The 20,250-nt window shown below is 60.2% G+C and carries 18 protein-coding genes and 1 pseudogene; 16 read left to right on the forward strand and 3 right to left on the reverse strand.

Annotation, left to right across the window (positions count from 1 at the left end; translation table 11 throughout):
• Window positions 1–14 precede the first annotated feature (14 nt).
• The 6 genes from PCOSP_RS21515 (at window position 15) to PCOSP_RS21540 (ending at window position 8,391) form a co-directional block, all read left to right on the forward strand.
• On the forward strand, window positions 15–461 hold the full coding sequence (locus PCOSP_RS21515) for a MarR family winged helix-turn-helix transcriptional regulator (RefSeq protein ID WP_139648967.1): 447 nt from the start codon (window positions 15–17) through the stop codon (window positions 459–461).
• A 321-nt stretch (window positions 462–782) separates the two neighbouring features.
• Entirely contained in the window at window positions 783–2,132 is a 1,350-nt protein-coding gene (locus tag PCOSP_RS21520; protein ID WP_139648965.1) for an NCS2 family permease, read from the forward strand.
• Between the two features lie 62 nt (window positions 2,133–2,194).
• On the forward strand, window positions 2,195–2,824 hold the full coding sequence (locus PCOSP_RS21525; RefSeq protein ID WP_139648963.1) for a LysE family translocator: 630 nt from the start codon (window positions 2,195–2,197) through the stop codon (window positions 2,822–2,824).
• A 96-nt stretch (window positions 2,825–2,920) separates the two neighbouring features.
• On the forward strand, window positions 2,921–5,014 hold the full coding sequence (locus tag PCOSP_RS21530; protein ID WP_464709491.1) for a hypothetical protein: 2,094 nt from the start codon (window positions 2,921–2,923) through the stop codon (window positions 5,012–5,014).
• Window positions 4,951–6,645 (forward strand): hypothetical protein, encoded by a 1,695-nt coding sequence (locus tag PCOSP_RS21535; RefSeq protein WP_464709492.1) that lies wholly within the window; start codon window positions 4,951–4,953, stop codon window positions 6,643–6,645. Before PCOSP_RS21530 ends, PCOSP_RS21535 begins: the two co-directional genes overlap by 64 nt.
• A gap of 387 nt (window positions 6,646–7,032) precedes the next feature.
• Complete coding sequence (locus tag PCOSP_RS21540; RefSeq protein ID WP_175363160.1) at window positions 7,033–8,391, forward strand: hypothetical protein; 1,359 nt, start codon at window positions 7,033–7,035, stop codon at window positions 8,389–8,391.
• A 93-nt stretch (window positions 8,392–8,484) separates the two neighbouring features.
• Here PCOSP_RS21540 and uraH read toward each other — a convergent pair whose 3' ends face one another.
• On the reverse strand, window positions 8,485–8,838 hold the full coding sequence (uraH, locus tag PCOSP_RS21545; protein WP_464709493.1) for a hydroxyisourate hydrolase: 354 nt from the start codon (window positions 8,836–8,838) through the stop codon (window positions 8,485–8,487).
• A 412-nt stretch (window positions 8,839–9,250) separates the two neighbouring features.
• Between uraH and puuE the strand changes: the two genes are divergently transcribed.
• From puuE to PCOSP_RS21575, 6 genes are all read left to right on the forward strand, one after another.
• On the forward strand, window positions 9,251–10,177 hold the full coding sequence (gene puuE, locus PCOSP_RS21550) for an allantoinase PuuE (protein ID WP_139648957.1): 927 nt from the start codon (window positions 9,251–9,253) through the stop codon (window positions 10,175–10,177).
• On the forward strand, window positions 10,174–10,689 hold the full coding sequence (uraD, locus tag PCOSP_RS21555; protein ID WP_024779639.1) for a 2-oxo-4-hydroxy-4-carboxy-5-ureidoimidazoline decarboxylase: 516 nt from the start codon (window positions 10,174–10,176) through the stop codon (window positions 10,687–10,689). Before puuE ends, uraD begins: the two co-directional genes overlap by 4 nt.
• Before the next feature lie 64 nt (window positions 10,690–10,753).
• Window positions 10,754–11,749, forward strand: coding sequence for an allantoicase (alc, locus tag PCOSP_RS21560; protein WP_139648953.1), 996 nt, complete (start codon window positions 10,754–10,756; stop codon window positions 11,747–11,749).
• A gap of 137 nt (window positions 11,750–11,886) precedes the next feature.
• Window positions 11,887–12,390, forward strand: a complete 504-nt coding sequence (locus PCOSP_RS21565; RefSeq protein ID WP_024779637.1) for an ureidoglycolate lyase — start codon at window positions 11,887–11,889, stop codon at window positions 12,388–12,390.
• A 52-nt stretch (window positions 12,391–12,442) separates the two neighbouring features.
• On the forward strand, window positions 12,443–13,744 hold the full coding sequence (locus PCOSP_RS21570) for a urate hydroxylase PuuD (RefSeq protein WP_139648951.1): 1,302 nt from the start codon (window positions 12,443–12,445) through the stop codon (window positions 13,742–13,744).
• A 260-nt stretch (window positions 13,745–14,004) separates the two neighbouring features.
• Window positions 14,005–14,790 carry an outer membrane protein OmpK gene (locus PCOSP_RS21575; protein ID WP_175363158.1) on the forward strand — a complete coding sequence of 262 codons (786 nt, stop codon included), beginning with the start codon at window positions 14,005–14,007 and terminating at the stop codon, window positions 14,788–14,790.
• Window positions 14,791–14,987: 197 nt separating this feature from the next.
• Here the strand turns inward: PCOSP_RS21575 and PCOSP_RS21580 are convergent.
• Together PCOSP_RS21580 and PCOSP_RS21585 are read right to left on the reverse strand one after the other, a co-directional pair.
• A pseudogene (locus PCOSP_RS21580) lies at window positions 14,988–16,147 on the reverse strand (patatin-like phospholipase family protein).
• 36 nt (window positions 16,148–16,183) lie between these two features.
• Window positions 16,184–17,116 carry a lipid A biosynthesis lauroyl acyltransferase gene (locus PCOSP_RS21585; RefSeq protein WP_175363157.1) on the reverse strand — a complete coding sequence of 311 codons (933 nt, stop codon included), beginning with the start codon at window positions 17,114–17,116 and terminating at the stop codon, window positions 16,184–16,186.
• Between the two features lie 118 nt (window positions 17,117–17,234).
• On the opposite strand from PCOSP_RS21585, the gene minC reads away from it, so the two are divergent.
• The 4 genes from minC (at window position 17,235) to PCOSP_RS21605 (ending at window position 20,056) form a co-directional block, all read left to right on the forward strand.
• On the forward strand, window positions 17,235–17,972 hold the full coding sequence (gene minC, locus PCOSP_RS21590; protein WP_024779632.1) for a septum site-determining protein MinC: 738 nt from the start codon (window positions 17,235–17,237) through the stop codon (window positions 17,970–17,972).
• A gap of 201 nt (window positions 17,973–18,173) precedes the next feature.
• The gene (gene minD / locus PCOSP_RS21595; RefSeq protein ID WP_024779631.1) at window positions 18,174–18,986 is read left to right on the forward strand and encodes a septum site-determining protein MinD; all 813 of its coding nucleotides are present in this window, start codon (window positions 18,174–18,176) and stop codon (window positions 18,984–18,986) included.
• Window positions 18,986–19,240: a cell division topological specificity factor MinE gene (minE, locus tag PCOSP_RS21600; protein WP_007960071.1), complete on the forward strand. Its 255-nt coding sequence runs from the start codon at window positions 18,986–18,988 to the stop codon at window positions 19,238–19,240. Before minD ends, minE begins: the two co-directional genes overlap by 1 nt.
• Before the next feature lie 180 nt (window positions 19,241–19,420).
• Window positions 19,421–20,056 carry an RluA family pseudouridine synthase gene (locus PCOSP_RS21605; RefSeq protein ID WP_003204542.1) on the forward strand — a complete coding sequence of 212 codons (636 nt, stop codon included), beginning with the start codon at window positions 19,421–19,423 and terminating at the stop codon, window positions 20,054–20,056.
• The last annotated feature ends 194 nt before the right edge of the window (window positions 20,057–20,250 follow it).

Raw genomic sequence — 20,250 nt, forward strand, 5'->3', positions numbered from 1 at the left:
CTGGATACGTCAATATGCTTGACCTTAAAAATCCGACTTCCCAGCAAATGGCCATGGAAGCGTTTTTCTTCGGCTACCAGGCGTTCACCGCCAAGGCCGATGAAATGCTCGAGCGTCGTGGGTTGAGCCGCGTGCACCAGCGCATCGTTTTTTTCATCGCCCGGTATCCGTCCCTCAGCATGAAAGAGCTGCTGGCCCTGCTGGGCGTCACCAAGCAGGCCCTGAACATGCCGTTGCGGCAATTGATGGAAATGCATCTGGTCAACAGCGTCGCGTCCGAGACCGACAAGCGTAAGCGGCTGCTGGAGTTGACCGAGGAAGGTGCGCGGTTCGAACAGGCGTTGCGGCGCGAGCAGGTGAAATTGCTGGAGCGGGTGTTTGCCGAGGCCGGGGAAGCGGCGGTGAATGGGTGGTTGGCGGTGAATATGGCGCTGGGTAAGGGTCAGGTATCCGCCGACTGATATCAATCAAGTCATGCATGGCCCGAGCTATCGCCATCGCGAGCAAGCTTTGCTCCCACAAGATGATCCCTATCTGTGGGAGCAAGGCTTGCCCGCGATAGCACCCTCCCTGGCGATATATCCCTATCGCCGGACATTTCGTCTACAAACTAGAAAACATTATTTGCTTTATTTGTATACAAAAGCATAATTCGCTTCGTGCGAGTTTCTGACCAGCAGGTCAACTACCTCGCCAGCCTTACCTGCCTCAAGGCGCGCAAGCCTCCCCCGGATGGCCTGCGACGCTGGAAATAACAATAAAACTGTTGAGGAGTACTCGCTGTGGAAAGCCGCAAACCCGAAGCCCGGACGCTGGACCTCTCGCCGCCATCAAGCCGTGGCTGGCTGGAGCGCATCTTCAAACTCAGCTTGCATGGCACCACGGTGAAGACCGAGCTGATCGCCGGCCTGACGACCTTCATCACCATGGCCTACATCATTTTCGTCAACCCCAACATCATGGCCGATGCCGGCATCGACCATGGCGCGGCGTTCGTCGCCACCTGCATCGCCGCCGCCCTCGGTTGCCTGTTGATGGGCCTGTACGCCAACTGGCCGGTGGGCCTGGCACCGGGCATGGGCCTGAATGCCTTCTTCACCTACACCGTGGTCGGCACCATGGGCTACAACTGGGAAACCGCGTTGGGCGCAGTGTTCATTTCCGGCGTACTGTTCATGATCCTGACTCTGTCACGGGTTCGTGAGTGGCTGCTCAACAGCATTCCGGTGAGCCTGCGGTTCGCCATGGGCGCGGGGGTCGGGTTGTTCCTCGGACTGATCGGCCTGAAGACCGCCGGAATCATCGTCGACAGCCCCGCCACCCTGATCAAGCTCGGCTCGTTGCGTGAACCCGGCCCGCTGCTCGCCGCCGTGTGCTTCCTGATGATTGCCGTGCTCAGTTATCACCGGGTGTTCGGCGCGATCCTGATCAGCATCATCGCCGTGACCCTGGCCGGCTGGGGCCTGGGCCTGGTGCAGTACAACGGTGTGATGTCGACGCCACCGAGCCTGGCGCCGACCTGGATGGCGATGGACGTGGCCGGAGTGTTCAACGTCAGCATGATCAGCGTGGTGCTGGCCTTCCTGTTCGTGCATATGTTCGACACCGCCGGCACCTTGATGGGCGTGGCCCAGCGTGCTGGCCTGGTGAAGCCCGATGGCCGGATCGAGAACCTCTCCCGTGCCCTGAAAGCCGACAGCGCCTCCAGTGTATTCGGCGCCATGGTCGGCGTGCCGCCGGTGACCAGCTACGTGGAAAGTGCTGCCGGTGTCGCGGCGGGAGGCCGCACGGGGCTTACCGCGGTGACCGTCGGCGTGCTATTTATTGCCGCCATGTTCTTCGCGCCGCTGGCCGGGATGATCCCCGCCTACGCCACCGCCGGTGCCTTGATCTACGTCGCTATGCTGATGATGGGCGGCATGGCCCATATCGAATGGGACGAGCCGACCGACAGCATTCCGGCCATCGTCACGGCCATCATGATGCCCCTGACCTTTTCGGTCGCCGACGGTATCGCACTGGGTTTCATCACCTACGTGGTGCTCAAGGCCGGTACCGGTAAACGCAAGGAAATTTCTGTCAGCCTGTGGGTGCTCTGCGCGATCTTCATCGCCAAGTTCATCTTCTTGTAAGCGACACCGTATCCACCCGCCTCACCCACTCGGTGAGGCTTTTGTACATCAGGAGCAAAGCAATGAATCTGGAAACTTGGCTGTTGTTCAGCGGCGCCGCGCTGGTGGTGATTCTCATCCCTGGCCCCCTGTCGTTATTGATGATCGGCAACAGCCTGAACTACGGCCTGCGTCGCTCGTATCCGGCATTCCTGGGTGGAGTGATCGCCTCGATCTGCTTGTTGAGCGCCTCGGCATTGGGGCTTGGGGCATTGCTGCTGGCTTCGGAGAAACTGTTCAGTGCCCTGAAGATCGTCGGTGCGCTGTACCTGTTCTACCTGGCCTGGCAGAGCTGGCAGCAATCGCGACAGCCCTCCCAAGGCGCCGAAGTGCCCCAGGCCGCCGCCGTCCCGCGCTTTCGCGCGCTGTTTGGCCGGGCATTCGTGTTGGGCGCCAGTAACCCGAAAGACATCCTGTTCTTCGCCGCGTTCCTGCCGCAGTTCCTGAGCGCCGGGCAACCCTTCCTGCCCCAACTGCTGATCATGATCGCCACCTGGACCGTCCTCGACCTGCTCTGCAAGCTGGCCTACGGCCTCGGCGCCCACGGCGCGGCGCGGTACCTGCGTACCGGTAAAGGCCAGAGCTGGTTCAATCGCATCAGTGCAGGCTTGTTTGGAGGCGCGGGCGCGGCGTCTTTATTGTCCGCCCACTGAGTGGCAAAACGAGGCAACAACCCATCGATATACACCGTTCAGGAAAACATCTTACATAGAGGGCCATTCAATCATCGTTGAACAAGGACGTTCACAATGGCCAAGGTTATTCAGCCCTCCTCCGTTTCTGCCGAGCACGGCATCGTCATTACGGATATAGGTTTGCACGCCAATGCGCGCACAACCGAAACGCTCGATTTCGAAGTTGCCGATCAATCGCAGCTCAGTTCAGAACTCAAGCAGCGACAGGCGCAACTTGAAGTTGTGGATAAACTTTACGGCCCGTTCCACATCGGCTCTGTGGCCGTCACCCGTTCATCCCTGAATGCACTCGGCGCAACAACCGACGGACAGCCCCTGAACGGCGAGAATACTTTTTTCCGCATTCCCAATCGCTTTTTCCTGAACTCATTGCAGTTCAATGCCAGTGATATCGAAACCCGTCTAAAACTCACCGGCGACGCAAACGACTATCGGCTGCCAACATTGCTGTTCGAAATAGCCAGCCAGCGGTCACGCTCCGTGCAATCATTGTTGCGGGAAAATCCTGGAGCCCAGGCTGAGCCGAGTCGTTATCGGAGCACGCTTGAAAGGCTTTTGCGGGCGGCCCAGCACCTCGACACCCAGGCACTGGTGCAACGATCATCCAGTTGGATCAACCAGGCCAAGAGCCAGGTCCTCATTCCCACGGGCCTGGGGCTGCAGGCCTTCGGCATCTACAGCGGCCTGCGGGGCCTGCAAGACGCCATCCGGGACAAGGACGCCTACCAGACCCTTTTCAACGGGGCCAGCGTGGCCGCCGAGGTGGCGTCCATCGGTGTCGAAGCGCTGGTGACCCGCCAAGCCACCCAGATGATCAAGGCCAGCCGACGCTCCCTGGGGGATTTCGCCAAGACGACCTTCGCCATCCGGCTGGCGCGTGGAAGCGGCCTGATTGCCAGTGTGCTCACGCTTCCTTTCGATATCATCGCCGCGGTCGACTCGTTCAAGGCCGCCGCCGGCTCCACCGGCCGCGAGGCCACCGACCACTACGTCAACGCAGCCTTGAGCGTGACCAGTGCCGCCATGGCCGTGACCCTCGGCGTCGCGGCGCTGGCAGGGTTTACGTCAGCGGGTCCTGCGGGGCTGGCCGCAGGGCTTATCCTGGTGGTCGGCTCACAGATCTGGGGCGCTATCCGCCAAGTCGATGAAATCGACGACTACCTACAACTCACCGTCCATGAGCGCCTCCGCACGGGCTGGTTCGCCTTCTGGACGATCAGTCCCGATGACGATATCCAGGACCGATACACCCTCGCCAAGGCAACCGCTGAACAGACGAAGCGACTCCAGGCCAATGCCTTGTACCTGCTCAGCGGACCGTTGAAAGACAGCACTGAAGCGATCGTTAACGGCAAGTTCACCGTAGAACTCGAACGGGTGACCTACAACACCCGGAGTTGGTGGACCGGGGAGCGGTATCAGGCAACCGCCGTGCGTCCCCGGATCAAGGACCGCGATGACTGGATCGATGCACGTAGCGGCGTAACGGCTGAAACACCCGGCGCAGTCATTGGAACGGCGGCAGACCACAAAGGCATCCACTGGTCCATCGGCGGCGGCAACGACACCGTTCTGGGCGTTGAAAACAAGCCAAACGTCTTCCATTACGGGGGAGGCGTCAAAGCACTGACCGGTGGAACGAAGGATGATGTGTTCATTTTCGAAGGGGCACCCGAGATGGTCGCTGGGAACCTGGAACCCCGACCGAGCCGCCTGATGGGGGGCGCAGGCAATGACACGCTGATTTTAGCCGGCGGTCCCAGCGACAGTCAGGCGCCAAGGCTGGGGTATCAGGTCGATCTGGCCGCTGGGCACGTCAGCGTCATCACCCAAGCCGCTCATGGCACAGCGAGCGGCGCCTACCGCCCTACTGTCCTCGAAAGCATTGAGCATGTCGAACTGCTTGAGGGCGGGACCAGCGTCATCAAGGGCACGGCTGGCCCGAACATCATCAAATCCCGCGGCAACGATTCAATCGAGGCCGGCGCGGGAGATGACCAGATCTCCATCCTCGGGGTCATAACCGCGAGGCCGCCGGTGGCCCTGGCGAAGACGTCTACGCCATCGCCCATAAACCGGGTCATGTGTCGATCACCGAAGACGGCGTGGGTAATAGCGTCATCGCACTGGACTGGCGAGCGGACCTGATTGAAAGCTGGGCAATTGAAGCAGGCAACCTGGTGCTGGTTTCGGGCTTCGATTCAAACGATTGGGACGTGCGCAAAGTCACCGTCAACAACGTCTACGGCGACACTGCGTACCCCCGGTCCTTACAGAACAGCAAACTGACGTTCATCACGAAAGACGGTTTCCATTGGGTGCCCGACCTGCCCGACAGCATCGAACATGACAACTGGCTCGCCATCGAAGCCGTCATGGTGCAACAAGGGACGCCGCGAAACCCAGCCATCCTGAATGATAAAAGCGAGCAATCGATCGCCCATGACAAAGATACGAGCTATTACGTTTCTCGCCTGATCGAACTCACCACCCTCAACATCAAACAAAAAAGTGAATACTCCACCACGCTCCACCTGGACTACGCCCCCTCCGAATTGACACGGATCGAGGCCCACTACAACGCCCATGTCATTCAGGAAGACGAATCGGACACGGTGAAGTATGGAGCGTGTGGCCTGACGCTGTACTTTGGCAATCGCCGGGTCATCGTGAATAACCTGGCCAGTTCAGATGAGCGCTATACCGCGCGAAAAACCGCCACGGGACGCCGTGCATTTTCCGCCCTCGGTCCGAATCATACGGTGATCCTGATCTTGAATGACGGCTCATCCTACCGTGTGGCCCTACTCACCCCCGACTATGGGCTGTTACTGGACAGGACGTTCATCGACAAGAACCCGGTGAAATGGAAAGCGGAAGTACCACTGCCACTCACGCCGACAAAAAAGAAATACGCCTATCTTCAGCCCTTGGATAAAAAGCCCTATTACATGGGTAACCGGGCGACCTGCGCCCTGCTCACTTCAGCCGCCGTACAAACGGGTGTCGAAGTCCTGATTGGCCAAGGCTCCAGCTACCTTGTCCACTTGGGCACGAACATGACGCTACGTCTCTCCACGCCAGGCGCACTGGCCAGCGCCAACCCCCGCTTACCCCAGGCCTCCTTGTGGGAGTTCGACGCTACACAGCTCGGCCAGGTCGAGATAAAACTGGCATCCAACCTGCTGCAAATCGGTGGAACGGTCATTCATCTGCCCGCTTATGAAGTTGACGACCTTGTGGACCAGATACGCGTTATCACTACACAAGGTGTCGTGTATGCGGTCGACAGCTTGTTCGAGAGCGTTTATGTAGAAGCCCTGGATGGTCGGTATTTTGCGCCCACGCTCGACCCCGATGCAGCGTTGCCCCTGGAACTTTCCAGGTTGTCGTCCGAGCAACTGAGGGTCTTCAATGTTGCCGTCAAGGACGGCACTCCCGGTGCCCTGAGCTATCACCTCAAGACACGCAAGTGGACCCTGGATACAAATAAGTCTCGGGTTATTACGGCGCAGGATCTTAGAAAAACCAACGTGTGTGACCACCATCTCAAGATCTATCAGGAGGTGGCCCGGGAAGGCCTCAGCCAACATCCCCCCTTGGACGACGAGTCACTGCGTTTATTGCGGGAACAATGCACCAAGTTAGTAGAGGGTTTAACGCCGAGCAAGTCGTTGATGCTCGCCCAGGCAATCATCTTGGGGCCGCCATTTGCCAGGGAGTTGCCTTATATGAACTGGATACTCTCGTCGGACAAGGCCCTATCCAACCCGGCATAGCCTCATGCAGGTTTTTTCCAGATGTTTAGTTCAAACGCAATATATATGTAGTGCACCTGCGCGGGCCTTTTCCATGAACATCTTCAAGGCGACGATCAGCCATCTGTTTCAAGTCATATTCATTATTGATATCCAAGAGCCGAACTTCCAATGAGTCCAAGAAAAAACACCCGCCCCAATGTTTCAACTTCGTCCTCCGATACATCCCGCACCAGTCGCGATACAACGCCGGAAAGTTCACCCAGGGGTCCCATGAGGACGGAAGGAACGGACCAGGTATCCGTCTCGCCGTCGGGAAGACACACCGAAGCGTCAGAATCTCAGCCCACGACCTTCCAGGTATCCGAAATCACACAACAGGCGTCCGCCCAAGGTCAGGCCGCCCCGGTGTCGCTGGACAATTATCACCTTTCACCCGAACTGGTCCCCCTGTTATCAGCGCCAGACGCGACCTCTGGCATCCGGACGTTCAGGACACGCACCTACGTCGAGCTGGAAGACGGTGCAACGGTGTTGCTGGGTCGCGATGCCGAACAGAACTACCGGGCCCGATCAAGCACCGAGCTCATCGCCTCCGGACCACGCCTGGAACAAGTAGAAGGCAGTCTCCTGTGGCGACGGGTTCCCCAGCCCATCGAGCCGGGCAGCAGTGACTCCCCCCAGACCATCACCCTCCACAGCCTGTCGGACGATGAACTGTCCGAAGGGCCCGCGCCCAAACGCCAGCGCACGACGTCGCCTCCTCCGCAAAGTGAAGCCGCTGTGCAAGGCCCGGCGGTCTTCAAGCGGGATTGGGCGTTCAAACCCACGCTGACACTGCCCCATTTCATCACCGTGAACGATGTTCACTACAAGGTGATGAGCCGCATGGAAGCTCGAGATTACCCGATCCTCTACATTCAGCCGCCCACTCATCCCGCCTATGATTTCGATGTGCTGGAGGCCATCCTCAGGCATACGCCTGACGAACAGCCCAGGGCTGTCATACGCGTCCCACCGGATAATCACTGGGAGATAGACGCCAGGCTGCCCTTCGAAAAACCCCTGACGGCCTACGTCAGGGACGTTTTCCCGGAGGTCACGACCGTGACCCTGGAAAACATCGCCAGAAAGCAATTCGAGCTGGCCAACAGCTCGACTTACGCCGACGCAGCGGGGCTGACCGCACTCAGGCAGATTTTCCACAGCTGGAAACAAGCCACCCCTTCACCGCACCCGCAATGGAGCGATCCATTATTGATGCTCTCGGTTCTGCCAACCTCTTCAGGCATTACAAGCACCTCGCGCGCGATCGAGCTGCCCTTCCCGTCCACGACGGGCACCTTGAACCGGCTGGACTTCGACCCCATGCGGTTCCGACGACAATGGGATTACTTCCTCTCGACGTATTCGACAGTGGACTTCAAACGCTTCATGGCCGACCTCCTGAGCCGTCATGGCTATACGGTCATGGAACCCAACAACTTCAACAGTTTTCCGGCATTGGTCTTTCGGCGCACAGGGCATGACTATCTGTTTTTCATGAGCCTGCACCGCACCCGGATCCCGAAGCTGTCCCTGCCCACCCACACCAACCCCAACACGACCGGCATGAACCTGGAAACCCAGGTCGGCGACGCCGCCGCGCAAGCCGTCAAGGACGCCCATGCCGCCAACAAGATCATCTGGCTCAAGGGCGGCTCCCAGATCCTGCCTGGCCACGCCGACACCGTCTTCATCATCCGGGACGACAATGCCCGGCTGTAACAGGCAGGCAAAAAAAAGCCCGCAGTGTGAGCGGGCGAAAAACCAGAGAAGCGCCATGCGCAGGCGCTTCCAGGAGCAGGCGGCTGCTTGGGGTCAGCTGCCGCGATAGGTTGAATAGGCGTAGGGCGAAATCAGCAGGGGCACGTGATAGTGCTCCTGCTCGGCCGAAATACCGAAGCGCAGCACCACCACGTCAAGGAAGGCCGGATCGGACAATTGCACACCCCGGGCGCGGTAGTAATCGCCAGCATGGAATTGCAGTTGATAGACCCCCGAACGGTAGTCCTCCCCTTGCAACAGCGGTGCATCGCACCGGCCATCGCCGTTGGTCGACGCGCTGGCGACGAGGTGCAGTTGCGGGCCTTCCACACGGTACAGCTCGACCTTGATCGAGCTGCCCGGGCAGCCATGTGCAGCATCCAAAACGTGAGTAGTCAAACGTCCCATTGATTGTGCGCGCCTCGCTGCTGGGCAGTCCGGCCCGACGCCTCCTGAATCAGTTGAAAGACAAGCCGCACCGTTTCAGAGCATGAAACGCCGCGGCGATGTGCAAATTAAGACATTTTAAATAGAAATTGTACACAATAAAAAACACATATTTGCCGCACCCTTTGCCCACTCGTCCTTAAGCTCGGGTTCGGGCCAAACCAGAGGATACACGGCTCTTCTAATGATTAATTGACCAACCCGGCAGATTTCTTGCAGTGTAGGACCAGCCAGGGGGGCGGTGAAAAATGCAAAAATTCAGGCTTACAAATCGCGCATAAAGTTGTATACAATCAACCCATCGTCGTGACGCCAGCTGTTGCTTCATCGCCCGGGCGCCACCTACATGGTACGAACAAGAAGGAACACTGCAGTGAGCGCTGACTACCCACGCGACCTGATCGGTTACGGCAGTAACCCTCCCCATCCCCACTGGCCGGGCAATGCCCGCATCGCCTTGTCCTTCGTGCTCAATTACGAAGAAGGCGGTGAGCGCAACATCCTGCATGGCGACAACGAGTCCGAAGCGTTCCTGTCGGAAATGGTCGCGGCGCAACCGCTGCAGGGCGAGCGCAACATGAGCATGGAGTCGTTGTACGAGTATGGCAGCCGTGCCGGTGTCTGGCGGATCCTCAAGCTGTTCAAGGAATTCGATATTCCGCTGACCATCTTCGCCGTCGCCATGGCCGCCCAGCGTCATCCGGACGTGATCCGCGCCATGGTCGCCGCCGGTCATGAAATCTGCAGCCACGGCTATCGCTGGATCGACTACCAATACATGGATGAAGCCCAGGAACGCGAGCACATGCTCGAAGCGATCCGCATCCTCACCGAAATCACCGGCGAACGCCCGCTGGGCTGGTACACCGGCCGCACCGGCCCCAACACCCGTCGACTGGTGATGGAAGAAGGTGGTTTCCTCTATGACAGCGACACCTACGACGACGACCTGCCTTACTGGGAACCGAACACCCCCAACGGCAAGCCGCACCTGGTGATCCCGTACACCCTCGATACCAACGACATGCGCTTCACCCAGGTGCAGGGGTTCAACAACGGCGACGACTTCTTCCAATACCTCAAGGATGCCTTCGATGTGCTCTATGCCGAAGGCGCCGAGGCCCCGAAGATGCTTTCCATCGGCCTGCACTGCCGCCTGATCGGCCGTCCGGCCCGCCTCGCCTCCCTCAAGCGTTTCCTCGAGTACGCCAAGGGTCATGAGCAGGTCTGGTTCAGCCGTCGCGTCGACATCGCCCGTCACTGGCAGCAGACCCATCCGCATCCTGGAGCCTTGAAATGACCGCGTTCCAGACCCTCAAGCCGTCGACCTTGAGCCGCGAGGCGTTCGTCGACGCCTTCGCCGACATCTACGAACACTCGCCATGGGTCGCCGAGAAAGCCTTCGATCTGGGCCAGGACCCGTCGATCGACGAGATCGAAACCCTGCACCAGCGCATGAGCGACATCCTGTTGAGTGCCGATCACGCCAGCCAACTGGCCCTGATCAACGCTCACCCGGACCTGGCCGGCAAAGCCGCCGTCCAGGGCCAACTGACCGAAGCCAGCACGAACGAACAGGCCGGCGCCGGTATTCACCAATGCACGGCCGAAGAGTTTCAGCGCTTCACCGAGCTGAACGACGCCTACAAGGCCAAGTTCGAGTTTCCCTTCATCATGGCGGTAAAAGGCAGCAACCGGCACCAGATCCTCGCGGCGTTCGAAACCCGCATCCATAACCCGGTGGACACCGAGTTCAAGTGCGCGCTGGCGGAGATCAACAAGATCGCGTTGTTCCGACTACTGACCCTTTAGCGAGCAGCCTGAGTCCAGGCCAGCAAGCATCCCCAGCCAACTTATTTAAAGGCAGACAAGAAGAATGAAAGCTTACGCCGTACCTTTCGAGAAGTTCGTCAACCTGGCCGACGCCCGTCTCGGCACAAAGATCATCTCCGTCACCGATGACTGGTTCGCCGACGCCAACCGCCTGTTCCAGCCAACGCCGGCCGTGTGGAAGGAAGGCGTGTTCGATGACAACGGCAAGTGGATGGACGGCTGGGAGTCGCGTCGCAAGCGCTTCGAAGGCTACGACAGCGCCGTGATCCGCCTGGGTGTACCGGGTTCGATCAAGGGCGTGGACATCGACACTTCATTCTTCACCGGCAACTACCCACCGTCGGCGTCCCTGGAAGCCTGCTTCCTGGCCGAAGGCGAGCCGGACGACAACACCCGGTGGACCGAAGTGCTGTCCGCCGTCGAACTGCAAGGCAACAGCCACCACTACCACGAAATCAGCAACGACCAGGCCTTCAGCCATCTGCGCTTCAACATCTACCCCGATGGCGGTGTGGCCCGGTTGCGGGTCTACGGCATCCCGTATCGCGACTGGTCGGCCGTCGGCGACAACGAACAGATCGACCTGGCCGCCGCCCTCAACGGCGGTCGCGCCCTGGCTTGCTCCGACGAGCACTTCGGGCGCATGAGCAACATTCTCAACCCGGGTCGTGGCGTCAACATGGGCGACGGCTGGGAAACCGCCCGGCGCCGCACGCCAGGCAACGACTGGGTCATCGTCGCCCTGGGCCATGCCGGCGAGGTCGAGAAAGTCATCGTCGACACCCTGCACTTCAAGGGCAACTACCCCGACAGCTGCTCGATCCAGGGCGCCTTCGTCAAGGGCGGCACCGACAGCCAGATCGAAACCCAGTCGTTGTTCTGGCGCGAGCTGCTGCCAAGCCAGAAACTGGAAATGCACGCCGAACACACCTTCGCCGAGCAGATCAAGGCCCTGGGCCCGATTACCCACATCCGCCTGAATGTGTTCCCGGATGGTGGTGTGAGCCGCCTGCGGGTATTGGGCAAGGTCGCGAAGTGACACGATGATCGTTCCCACGCTCTGCGTGGTAATGCATACGGTGACGCTCTGCGTCGCAAAGCGGACGCAGAGCGTCCGGTGAGGCGTTCCCACGCAGAGCGTGGGAACGATCAAATCAAGAGATTAAGAAGACCAGCATGCGCACACTCAAGATCGAACCCTTGACCAAAGAAGCCTTCGCCCCCTTCGGTGACGTGATCGAAACCGACGGCAGCGATCACTTCATGATCAATAACGGTTCGACCATGCGCTTCCATCGCCTGGCGACGGTTGAAACCGCCACGCCGGACGACAAGGCGATCATCAGCATCTTCCGCGCCGACGCGCTGGACATGCCGCTGACCGTGCGCATGCTGGAGCGCCATCCGCTGGGCAGCCAGGCGTTCATTCCGCTGCTCGGCAACCCCTTTCTGATCGTGGTCGCGCCACTTGGCGATGCACCTGTATCAGGCTTGGTCCGCGCCTTCGTCACCAACGGCAGGCAGGGCATCAATTACCATCGCGGCGTCTGGCACCACCCGGTGCTGACGATCGAAAAGCGGGATGACTTCCTGGTGGTTGATCGCAGTGGCACAGGCAATAACTGCGATGAGCATTTCTTCGAAGAGGATGAGTGTTTGATCCTCGACCCCCACCAATAAGAGAAGCGTCCGATCACGCGAGAACAAGCGTGACGGGCGAGAGGTAACGACTGTGGAAGCACATTTGCTGGAATGGCTGAACCTGAGCATCCGCTGGGTTCATATGATCACTGGCGTGGCCTGGATCGGCGCGTCGTTCTATTTCGTCTGGCTGGAAAACAACCTCAATCGCGTCAACCCCAGGAGCGGCCTGGCCGGTGACCTGTGGGCCATCCACGGTGGCGGTATCTACCACCTGGAAAAATACAAACTCGCCCCGCCATCCATGCCGGACAACCTGCACTGGTTCAAGTGGGAAGCCTATTTCACCTGGATGTCGGGTATCGCGCTGCTGTGCGTGGTGTTCTACTGGAACCCGACTATCTACCTGCTGGCTCCCGGTAGCAGTTTGAGCGGGCCCGAAGGCGTCGCCCTGGGCATCGGTTCGTTGTTCGTCGGCTGGTTCGTCTATTCCTTTCTCTGCGACTCGGCCCTGGGCAAGCGCCCTGCCCTGCTCGGCGCGATCCTGTTCGTCCTGCTGATTGCCGCAGCCTACGGGTTCAGCAAGGTATTCAGCGGTCGCGGTGCCTACCTGCATGTCGGGGCGGTCATCGGCACAATCATGGTCGGCAACGTGTTCCGCATCATCATGCCGGCACAGCGTGCGCTGGTCGCCGCCATCGCCGAGAACCGCACACCCGATCCGGCGTTGCCGGCCAAGGGCTTGCTGCGCTCGCGCCACAACAACTACTTCACCCTGCCCGTGCTGTTCATCATGATCAGCAACCACTTCCCGAGCACCTACGGCAGCCAATACAACTGGCTGATCCTCGCCGGGATCGCAGTGGCGGCGGTGTTGGTGCGTCATTACTTCAACACCCGCCACGACAGCAACCGGTTTGCCTGGACGCTGCCGGTCGGCGCCCTGGCAATGATCTGCCTGGCGTATGTCACCGGGCCCAAGCCCGTGTCCACCGCCCCGGACGTGGCCAAGGCTCCCGCCGCCATCGAGTACCAACCGCTGCCGGAAACCGCAGTGGGCGGTGGCGCCAAGCCGCAAGCCGCGCCGGCACAGCCTGCCGCAGCACCTGCCCAGGCCGCCAATGCCCAGGGTCCTTCGTTCGAGAAGGTGCACAGCGTGATTCAGGAACGCTGCTCGGTCTGCCATTCGGCCAAGCCCACCAGTCCGCTGTTCAGTGCGGCGCCGGCCGGGGTGATGTTCGATACGCCACAGCAGATCCAGCAACAGGCCGCGCGTATCCAGGCCCAGGCCGTGGCCACCCAGATCATGCCCCTGGGCAACATCACCCAGATGACCCAGCAGGAACGGGACCTGATCGGCGCATGGATCACCCAAGGCGCGCAGACCAACTGAGTGACCCTGACCGGTCTGATTGAACCCGTTACGCACACTACCCGCTGACAGGCGACCGCTCGCCTGTCAGCCACTCCCTGCATCTCGACACACAGAGCCCCAGACAGTTGAACGAGCCTTCCGGGAATCTCTCCAGGCTCGACCACCCGTATTTGCCACAAGCAAAAACCTGACCGAACGGATGTTTTATCTGGAGAAAAAGGCGCCACACCAGAGCGCTGACAAAAAAAGCGGTACCACCTACCTTGGGAGCAAACCGAATGAAACGCACGTGCACCAGCCTGATACTCGCAGGATCCTTGCTGGCCGGCGGCCAAGCCATGGCCGACGATCTGTTCCAATGGCAGAACAACAGCCTGACTTACCTGTACGGCAAGGACTTCCAGGTCAACCCGCGCATCCAGCAGACGGTGACATTCGAACACGCCGATGCCTGGAAATATGGCGACAACTTCTTTTTCCTCGACCGGATCTTCTACAACGGCAAGGAGGACGGCCAGTCGGGACCGAACACCTACTATGGCGAGTTCAGCCCGCGTTTGTCGTTCGGCAAGATTTTCGACCAGAAACTGGAAGTGGGCCCAATCAAGGACGTGCTGCTGGCCATGACCTATGAGTTCGGTGAAGGCGACAACGAGTCCTACTTGATCGGCCCGGGCTTCGACCTGGCGATTCCCGGCTTCGATTACTTCCAGCTGAACTTCTACAACCGCCAGACCGAAGGCCCACGCGCCGGCGACAACGTCTGGCAGATCACCCCGGTTTGGGCGTACACGATTCCCGTGGGCTCGTCCGACATCCTGATCGACGGTTTCATCGACTGGGTGGTGGACAACGACAGCAACGCCAAAGGCACCTCCCACGCCAACCTGCACATCAACCCGCAAATCAAATATGACCTGGGCAAAGCCATGAACCTGGGTGCCAAGCAGCTGTACGTGGGTGTGGAATATGACTACTGGAAGAACAAATACGGGATCGAAGACAGCGAAGGGTTCAAGACCAACCAGAGCAATACGAGCTTCTTGCTGAAGTATCACTTCTGATTACCCACCTTGATCCTGGATACACAGAGATTCTTGTGGAAGCTGAGCTTGCTCGCGATAGCGATGGATCAGGCCAAGTAAGTGCTGGATGTACCGCCGTCATCGCGAGCAAGCTCGGCTCCCACGGGGTTATGGGTGGTTGAGATTTCGCGTTCGCCATAGATCCCTTGTGGGAGCGAGCCTGCTCGCGATGGCGATCACCCTCGGGCCAATCCCAGGAACCGACTCAGCTCATCGCGCTGGGCCAGCGCATCCTGGCGACCCAGCTCGATCAGTTCGTTGCAATACCCCGACTCGAACAGCAGATAGCTCAACACACTGGCGCCGCTGGTCTTCGTCGCGCCCGGCCCGCGCAGGAATAACCGCAGCGCACGGGGCAGTTCCTGGCGATGGCGGGCGGCAATTTCATCAATCGGTTGGCTCGGCGAAATCACCAGCACCTCCACCGGCGCCGCGCCCAGGGAGTGGGCCGGCACGTCATCGGGCAGCAAATGACTGAACCCGTTCAGACGCTGAAGCAACTCGATATCGCTTTCCAGACTGTCGATGAAGGTACTGTTGAGCAAGTGCCCGCCGATCTGCGCCAGGGTCGGTTGCAGACCGGTATAGCTACGCGCCACCGGCTCCACCGCAGCGGGTCCACGGGGGTTGCCGCTGACGCCGATGACCAGCACCCGGTTCGCACCCAGGTGTAACGCCGGGCTGATGGGCGCCGATTGGCGCACCGCACCGTCGCCGAAATACTGCGGGCCGATCTTGACCGGCGCGAACAGCAGGGGAATCGCCGAACTGGCCATCAGATGCTCGACCGACAGCACGGTCGGCACGCCGATCCGACGGTGCCGCAACCAGGCGTCAATGGTCCCGCGCCCCTGGTAGAACGTCACGGCCTGGCCGGACTCATAACCGAACGCAGTCACCGCCACTGCGCGCAATTGGTGCTCTGCGATGGCCTGCTCGATACCCGAAGCCTGGAACTGTGCCTCAAGCAACTCACGCAGCGGGGAGCTGTCGATCAGCGCCACCGGCAACCTGGCGCCCAGGCCCAGCAGGCTATGGCCAAGGAAACGTCTCGCCTGGGCAATGACCCCCACCAGTCGCTGCGCATGACCTGATGGCTTCGCACCGCCTGCCAGAACGCGGTCAAGCGCTCGATGGCCGTCTTGAAGTGCATCGCCCCGCTCGCCAGACTGACCGCATTGATCGCCCCGGCCGAGGTTCCTACGATCACCTGAAACGGGTTCTGCGCCTCGTCCGGCAACAATTCGGCAATCGCCGCCAACACCCCCACCTGATACGCCGCCCGAGCCCCGCCGCCGGAAAGAATCAAACCTGTCACCGGTTCAGCTGGGATCATCGCAACACTCCGTGCTCATGGATGGAAACTACTGGCTCAACCGCGCTTGTCGTACAGCTTCGGCTCGCCCGGTGGGCGACTCTTGAAGCGCCGGTGGGCCCAGAGGTATTGCTCGGGGCAGTCGCTCACCGACTGCTCCACCCACCGATTGATGCGGATGCAATCGGCTTCCTCGGTCTCACCCGGAAAATCCTCCAACGGCGCCTGGATCACCAGGCGATAGCCGCTGCCATCGGCCAGGCGCTCCTGGACGAACGGCACCACCAACGCCTTGCCGAGACGGGCGAACTTGCTGGTAGCGGTCACCGTCGCCGCCTGGATGCCGAACAATGGCACGAACACGCTTTGCTTGGCGCCGTAATCCTGATCCGGTGCATACCAGATCGCCCGGCCGGCACGCAGCAACTTGAGCATGCCACGTACATCTTCACGCTCCACCGCCAGGGAGTCGAGGTTGTGCCGTTCACGGCCCCGGCGCTGGATGTAGTCGAACAGCGGATTCTTGTGCTCACGGTACATGCCGTCAATGGTGTGCTGCTGACCGAGCAAGGCCGCGCCGATTTCCAGCGTAGTGAAATGCAGGGCCATCAGGATCACGCCCTTGCCCTCGCGCTGGGCCTGCTTGAGATGTTCCAGCCCTTCCACATGAGCCAGCTTGGCCAGCCGCGAACGCGACCACCACCAGCTCATGGCCATTTCGAAGAAGGCGATACCGGTGGAAGCAAAGTTTTCCTTGAGCAGACGCTTGCGTTCAGCCGCGGATTTTTGTGGAAAACACAGCTCCAGGTTGCGCCTGGCGATGCGCCGTCGGTCGCCGGCCACCCGGTACATCAGCGCCCCCAGGACACGACCGACCCGCAACAGCAACGGGTAAGGCAACTGAACGATCAGCCACAACAGCCCCAGGCCGCACCATAGCAGCCAGAAACGCGGGTGAAAAAAGGCACTTCGAAAACGCGGGCGATCCATTACAGCTTCCATAAAGACATGGGCCGCGCATTCTACATCGTTCGACCCGGCTTGCGGCTCGCGGACGATCTCGTTATAAGTCTCGGCACTTTTAGTGACAAGCCGTTGTACGCCGACCATGAGCCAAACCGAACCGCTAGACCAAGATCCCGTGTTCCAGCTGAAGGGCAGCATGCTCGCCATTACGGTGCTGGAGCTGGCCCGTAACGACTTGGAGGGCCTTGACCGGCAGCTCGCGGCCAAAGTCGCCCAAGCGCCGAATTTCTTCAGCAATGCCCCGCTGGTGCTGGCCCTGGACAAGCTGCCAGCCACCGAAGGCTCGGTGGATCTGCCGGGGCTGATGCGCGTTTGCCGCCAGCACGGCCTGCGCACCCTGGCTATCCGTGCCAGCCGCATCGAGGACATCGCCGCCGCCATCGCCGTGGACATTCCGGTGCTACCGCCATCCGGCGCCCGGGAGCGCTTGCTGGAGCCGGCACCGGCCGAAGCGATAAAGAAACCGGAAAAACCACCGCAGCCCGAGATCAAGCCGACCCGCGTAATTACCTCGCCCGTGCGCGGCGGACAGCAGATTTATGCCCAGGGTGGCGATCTGGTAGTAGTGTCCTCGGTCAGCCCGGGGGCGGAACTTCTGGCCGATGGCAACATCCATGTATACGGTCCGATGCGCGGCCGCGCGCTAGCCGGCGTCAAGGGCGATACGAAAGCCAGGATCTTCTGTCAGCAATTGAGCGCTGAACTGCTCTCCATCGCCGGGCAGTACAAGGTTTCCGAGGATTTACGCCGCGACCCGCTGTGGGGGGCTGGCGTCCAGGTCAGCCTGTCGGGCGACGTGTTGAACATCATTCGGCTTTAACGGATACTGCCGCATTTTCCAAGCATCTCTAAAACGTAGCGAAAACGGCTAAAACGACGTAGGAAAAAGGATCAGGCAGCGTTTACCGGAGGTAAACCCGGCCCAGCACCCTATTCCAGCCAAGCCTGTCCAATTGCAGCAGTTTTCAAGAGATGTTTTTCAGGGACTGACAAAGTCCTTTTTCCTTAGGGGTGAAACACCTTGGCCAAGATTCTCGTGGTTACATCCGGCAAGGGTGGTGTGGGTAAGACCACCACCAGCGCCGCTATCGGTACCGGTCTCGCGTTGCGCGGCCACAAGACTGTCATCGTCGACTTCGACGTCGGCCTGCGTAACCTCGACCTGATCATGGGTTGCGAGCGGCGCGTGGTCTACGACTTCGTCAACGTCGTCAATGGCGAAGCGAACCTGCAACAGGCCCTGATCAAGGACAAGCGCCTTGAGAACCTCTACGTCCTGGCCGCCAGCCAGACCCGCGACAAAGACGCGCTGACCCAGGAAGGCGTGGAAAAAGTCCTGATGGAGCTCAAGGAACAGTTCGAGTTCGTGGTCTGCGACTCCCCGGCCGGTATCGAAAAAGGTGCCCACCTGGCGATGTACTTCGCTGACGAAGCGATTGTCGTGACCAACCCGGAAGTGTCCTCGGTACGTGACTCCGACCGCATGCTGGGCCTGCTGGCGAGCAAATCCCGTCGCGCCGAGAAGGGCGAGGAGCCGATCAAGGAACACCTGTTGATCACCCGCTACCACCCGGAGCGCGTGGAAAAGGGCGAAATGCTCGGTGTCGAAGACGTCAAGGAAATCCTCGCGGTACGCCTGCTCGGCGTGATCCCGGAATCCCAGGCGGTGCTCAAGGCCTCCAACCAGGGCGTTCCGGTGATCCTCGACGACCAGAGCGACGCCGGCCAGGCCTACAGCGATACCGTTGACCGTCTGCTGGGCAAAGACCTGGAACACCGGTTCCTCAACGTCGAGAAGAAGGGATTCTTCGAGCGCCTGTTTGGAGGTAGGTAATGAACCTTTTTGACTTCTTTCGTGCCAACAAAAAGCCCAGTACCGCCTCGGTCGCGAAAGAGCGTCTACAGATCATCGTGGCGCACGAACGCGGCCAACGCAGCACCCCGGACTACCTGCCCTCCTTGCAGAAGGAACTGGTCGAAGTGATCCGCAAGTACGTCAACATCGGCAACGATGACGTGCATGTCGCACTGGAAAGCCAGGGTAGCTGCTCGATTCTGGAACTCAATATCACCCTGCCGGATCGCTGATCGATCCAGCTGGAGCCACGGCGGCTCGGGCCTGAACCTATGTGGGAGCGAGCCTGCTCGCGATGACGGTGGACCTTTCAGCTTCAATGCAAGCTGGACCACCGCAATCGCGAGCAGGCTCGCTCCCACACAGGGAATGGATCCGAGCCGCCGTTGGCGTTTGTACCGAGACTGTTTTCAATGCCCCTTTCCAACATCCGCATCATTCATCAGGACGCCGCCGTCCTGGTGGTCGACAAGCCGACCCTGCTGCTGTCGGTGCCCGGCCGGGCCGACGACAACAAGGACTGCCTGATCACCCGCCTGCAGGAAAACGGTTACCCGGAAGCACGAATCGTGCACCGATTGGACTGGGAAACGTCCGGCATCATCCTGCTGGCCCGGGATCCGGACACCCATCGCGAACTGTCCCGGCAGTTTCATGACCGGGAAACCGAAAAGGCCTACACCGCGTTGTGCTGGGGTCAGCCGGAGCTGGACAGCGGTAGCATCGATCTGCCCCTGCGCTACGACCCGCCAACCAAGCCTCGTCACGTGGTCGACCATGAGCACGGCAAGCACGCCCTGACTTTCTGGCGCGTGCTGGAACGTTGTGGCGATTGGTGCCGGGTCGAACTGACGCCCATCACCGGGCGCTCGCACCAGTTGCGTGTGCACATGTTGTCCATCGGCCATCCGCTGCTGGGTGACGGGCTCTATGCCCATCCACAGGCCCTGGCCGCCTGGCCCCGCTTGTGCCTGCACGCCAGCATGCTCAGTTTCACCCATCCGCAAAGCGGCGAGCGCCTTCGCTTCGAGTGCCCGGCGCCGTTCTGAAGGATTGCGGTGCTCTCATCGCGAGCAGGCTCGCTCCCACAGGTATTGGCGTTGAACACAGAGTTTGTGTTCGACGAAGATCCCCTGTGGGAGCGAGCCTGCTCGCGATGACGGCGGCACAACCAACGTAGACTTCAACCCTCTCCCTATCAACAGCCAATACGGTAAACTCCGCCCATTGCTGTCTGGAGCTA

It is taken from the genome of Pseudomonas sp. MAFF 730105 (genome assembly GCF_055380705.1).

Coding starts and splice junctions, on each gene's coding strand:
- PCOSP_RS21515 (WP_139648967.1), top strand. CDS start 15: ATGCTTGACCTTAAAAATCCGACTTCCCAGCAAATGGCCATGGAAGCG.
- PCOSP_RS21525 (WP_139648963.1), top strand. CDS start 2,195: ATGAATCTGGAAACTTGGCTGTTGTTCAGCGGCGCCGCGCTGGTGGTG.
- PCOSP_RS21530 (WP_464709491.1), top strand. CDS start 2,921: ATGGCCAAGGTTATTCAGCCCTCCTCCGTTTCTGCCGAGCACGGCATC.
- uraH (WP_464709493.1), bottom strand. CDS start 8,838: ATGGGACGTTTGACTACTCACGTTTTGGATGCTGCACATGGCTGCCCG.
- uraD (WP_024779639.1), top strand. CDS start 10,174: ATGACCGCGTTCCAGACCCTCAAGCCGTCGACCTTGAGCCGCGAGGCG.
- alc (WP_139648953.1), top strand. CDS start 10,754: ATGAAAGCTTACGCCGTACCTTTCGAGAAGTTCGTCAACCTGGCCGAC.
- PCOSP_RS21565 (WP_024779637.1), top strand. CDS start 11,887: ATGCGCACACTCAAGATCGAACCCTTGACCAAAGAAGCCTTCGCCCCC.
- PCOSP_RS21575 (WP_175363158.1), top strand. CDS start 14,005: ATGAAACGCACGTGCACCAGCCTGATACTCGCAGGATCCTTGCTGGCC.
- PCOSP_RS21585 (WP_175363157.1), bottom strand. CDS start 17,116: ATGGATCGCCCGCGTTTTCGAAGTGCCTTTTTTCACCCGCGTTTCTGG.
- minC (WP_024779632.1), top strand. CDS start 17,235: ATGAGCCAAACCGAACCGCTAGACCAAGATCCCGTGTTCCAGCTGAAG.
- minE (WP_007960071.1), top strand. CDS start 18,986: ATGAACCTTTTTGACTTCTTTCGTGCCAACAAAAAGCCCAGTACCGCC.
- PCOSP_RS21605 (WP_003204542.1), top strand. CDS start 19,421: ATGCCCCTTTCCAACATCCGCATCATTCATCAGGACGCCGCCGTCCTG.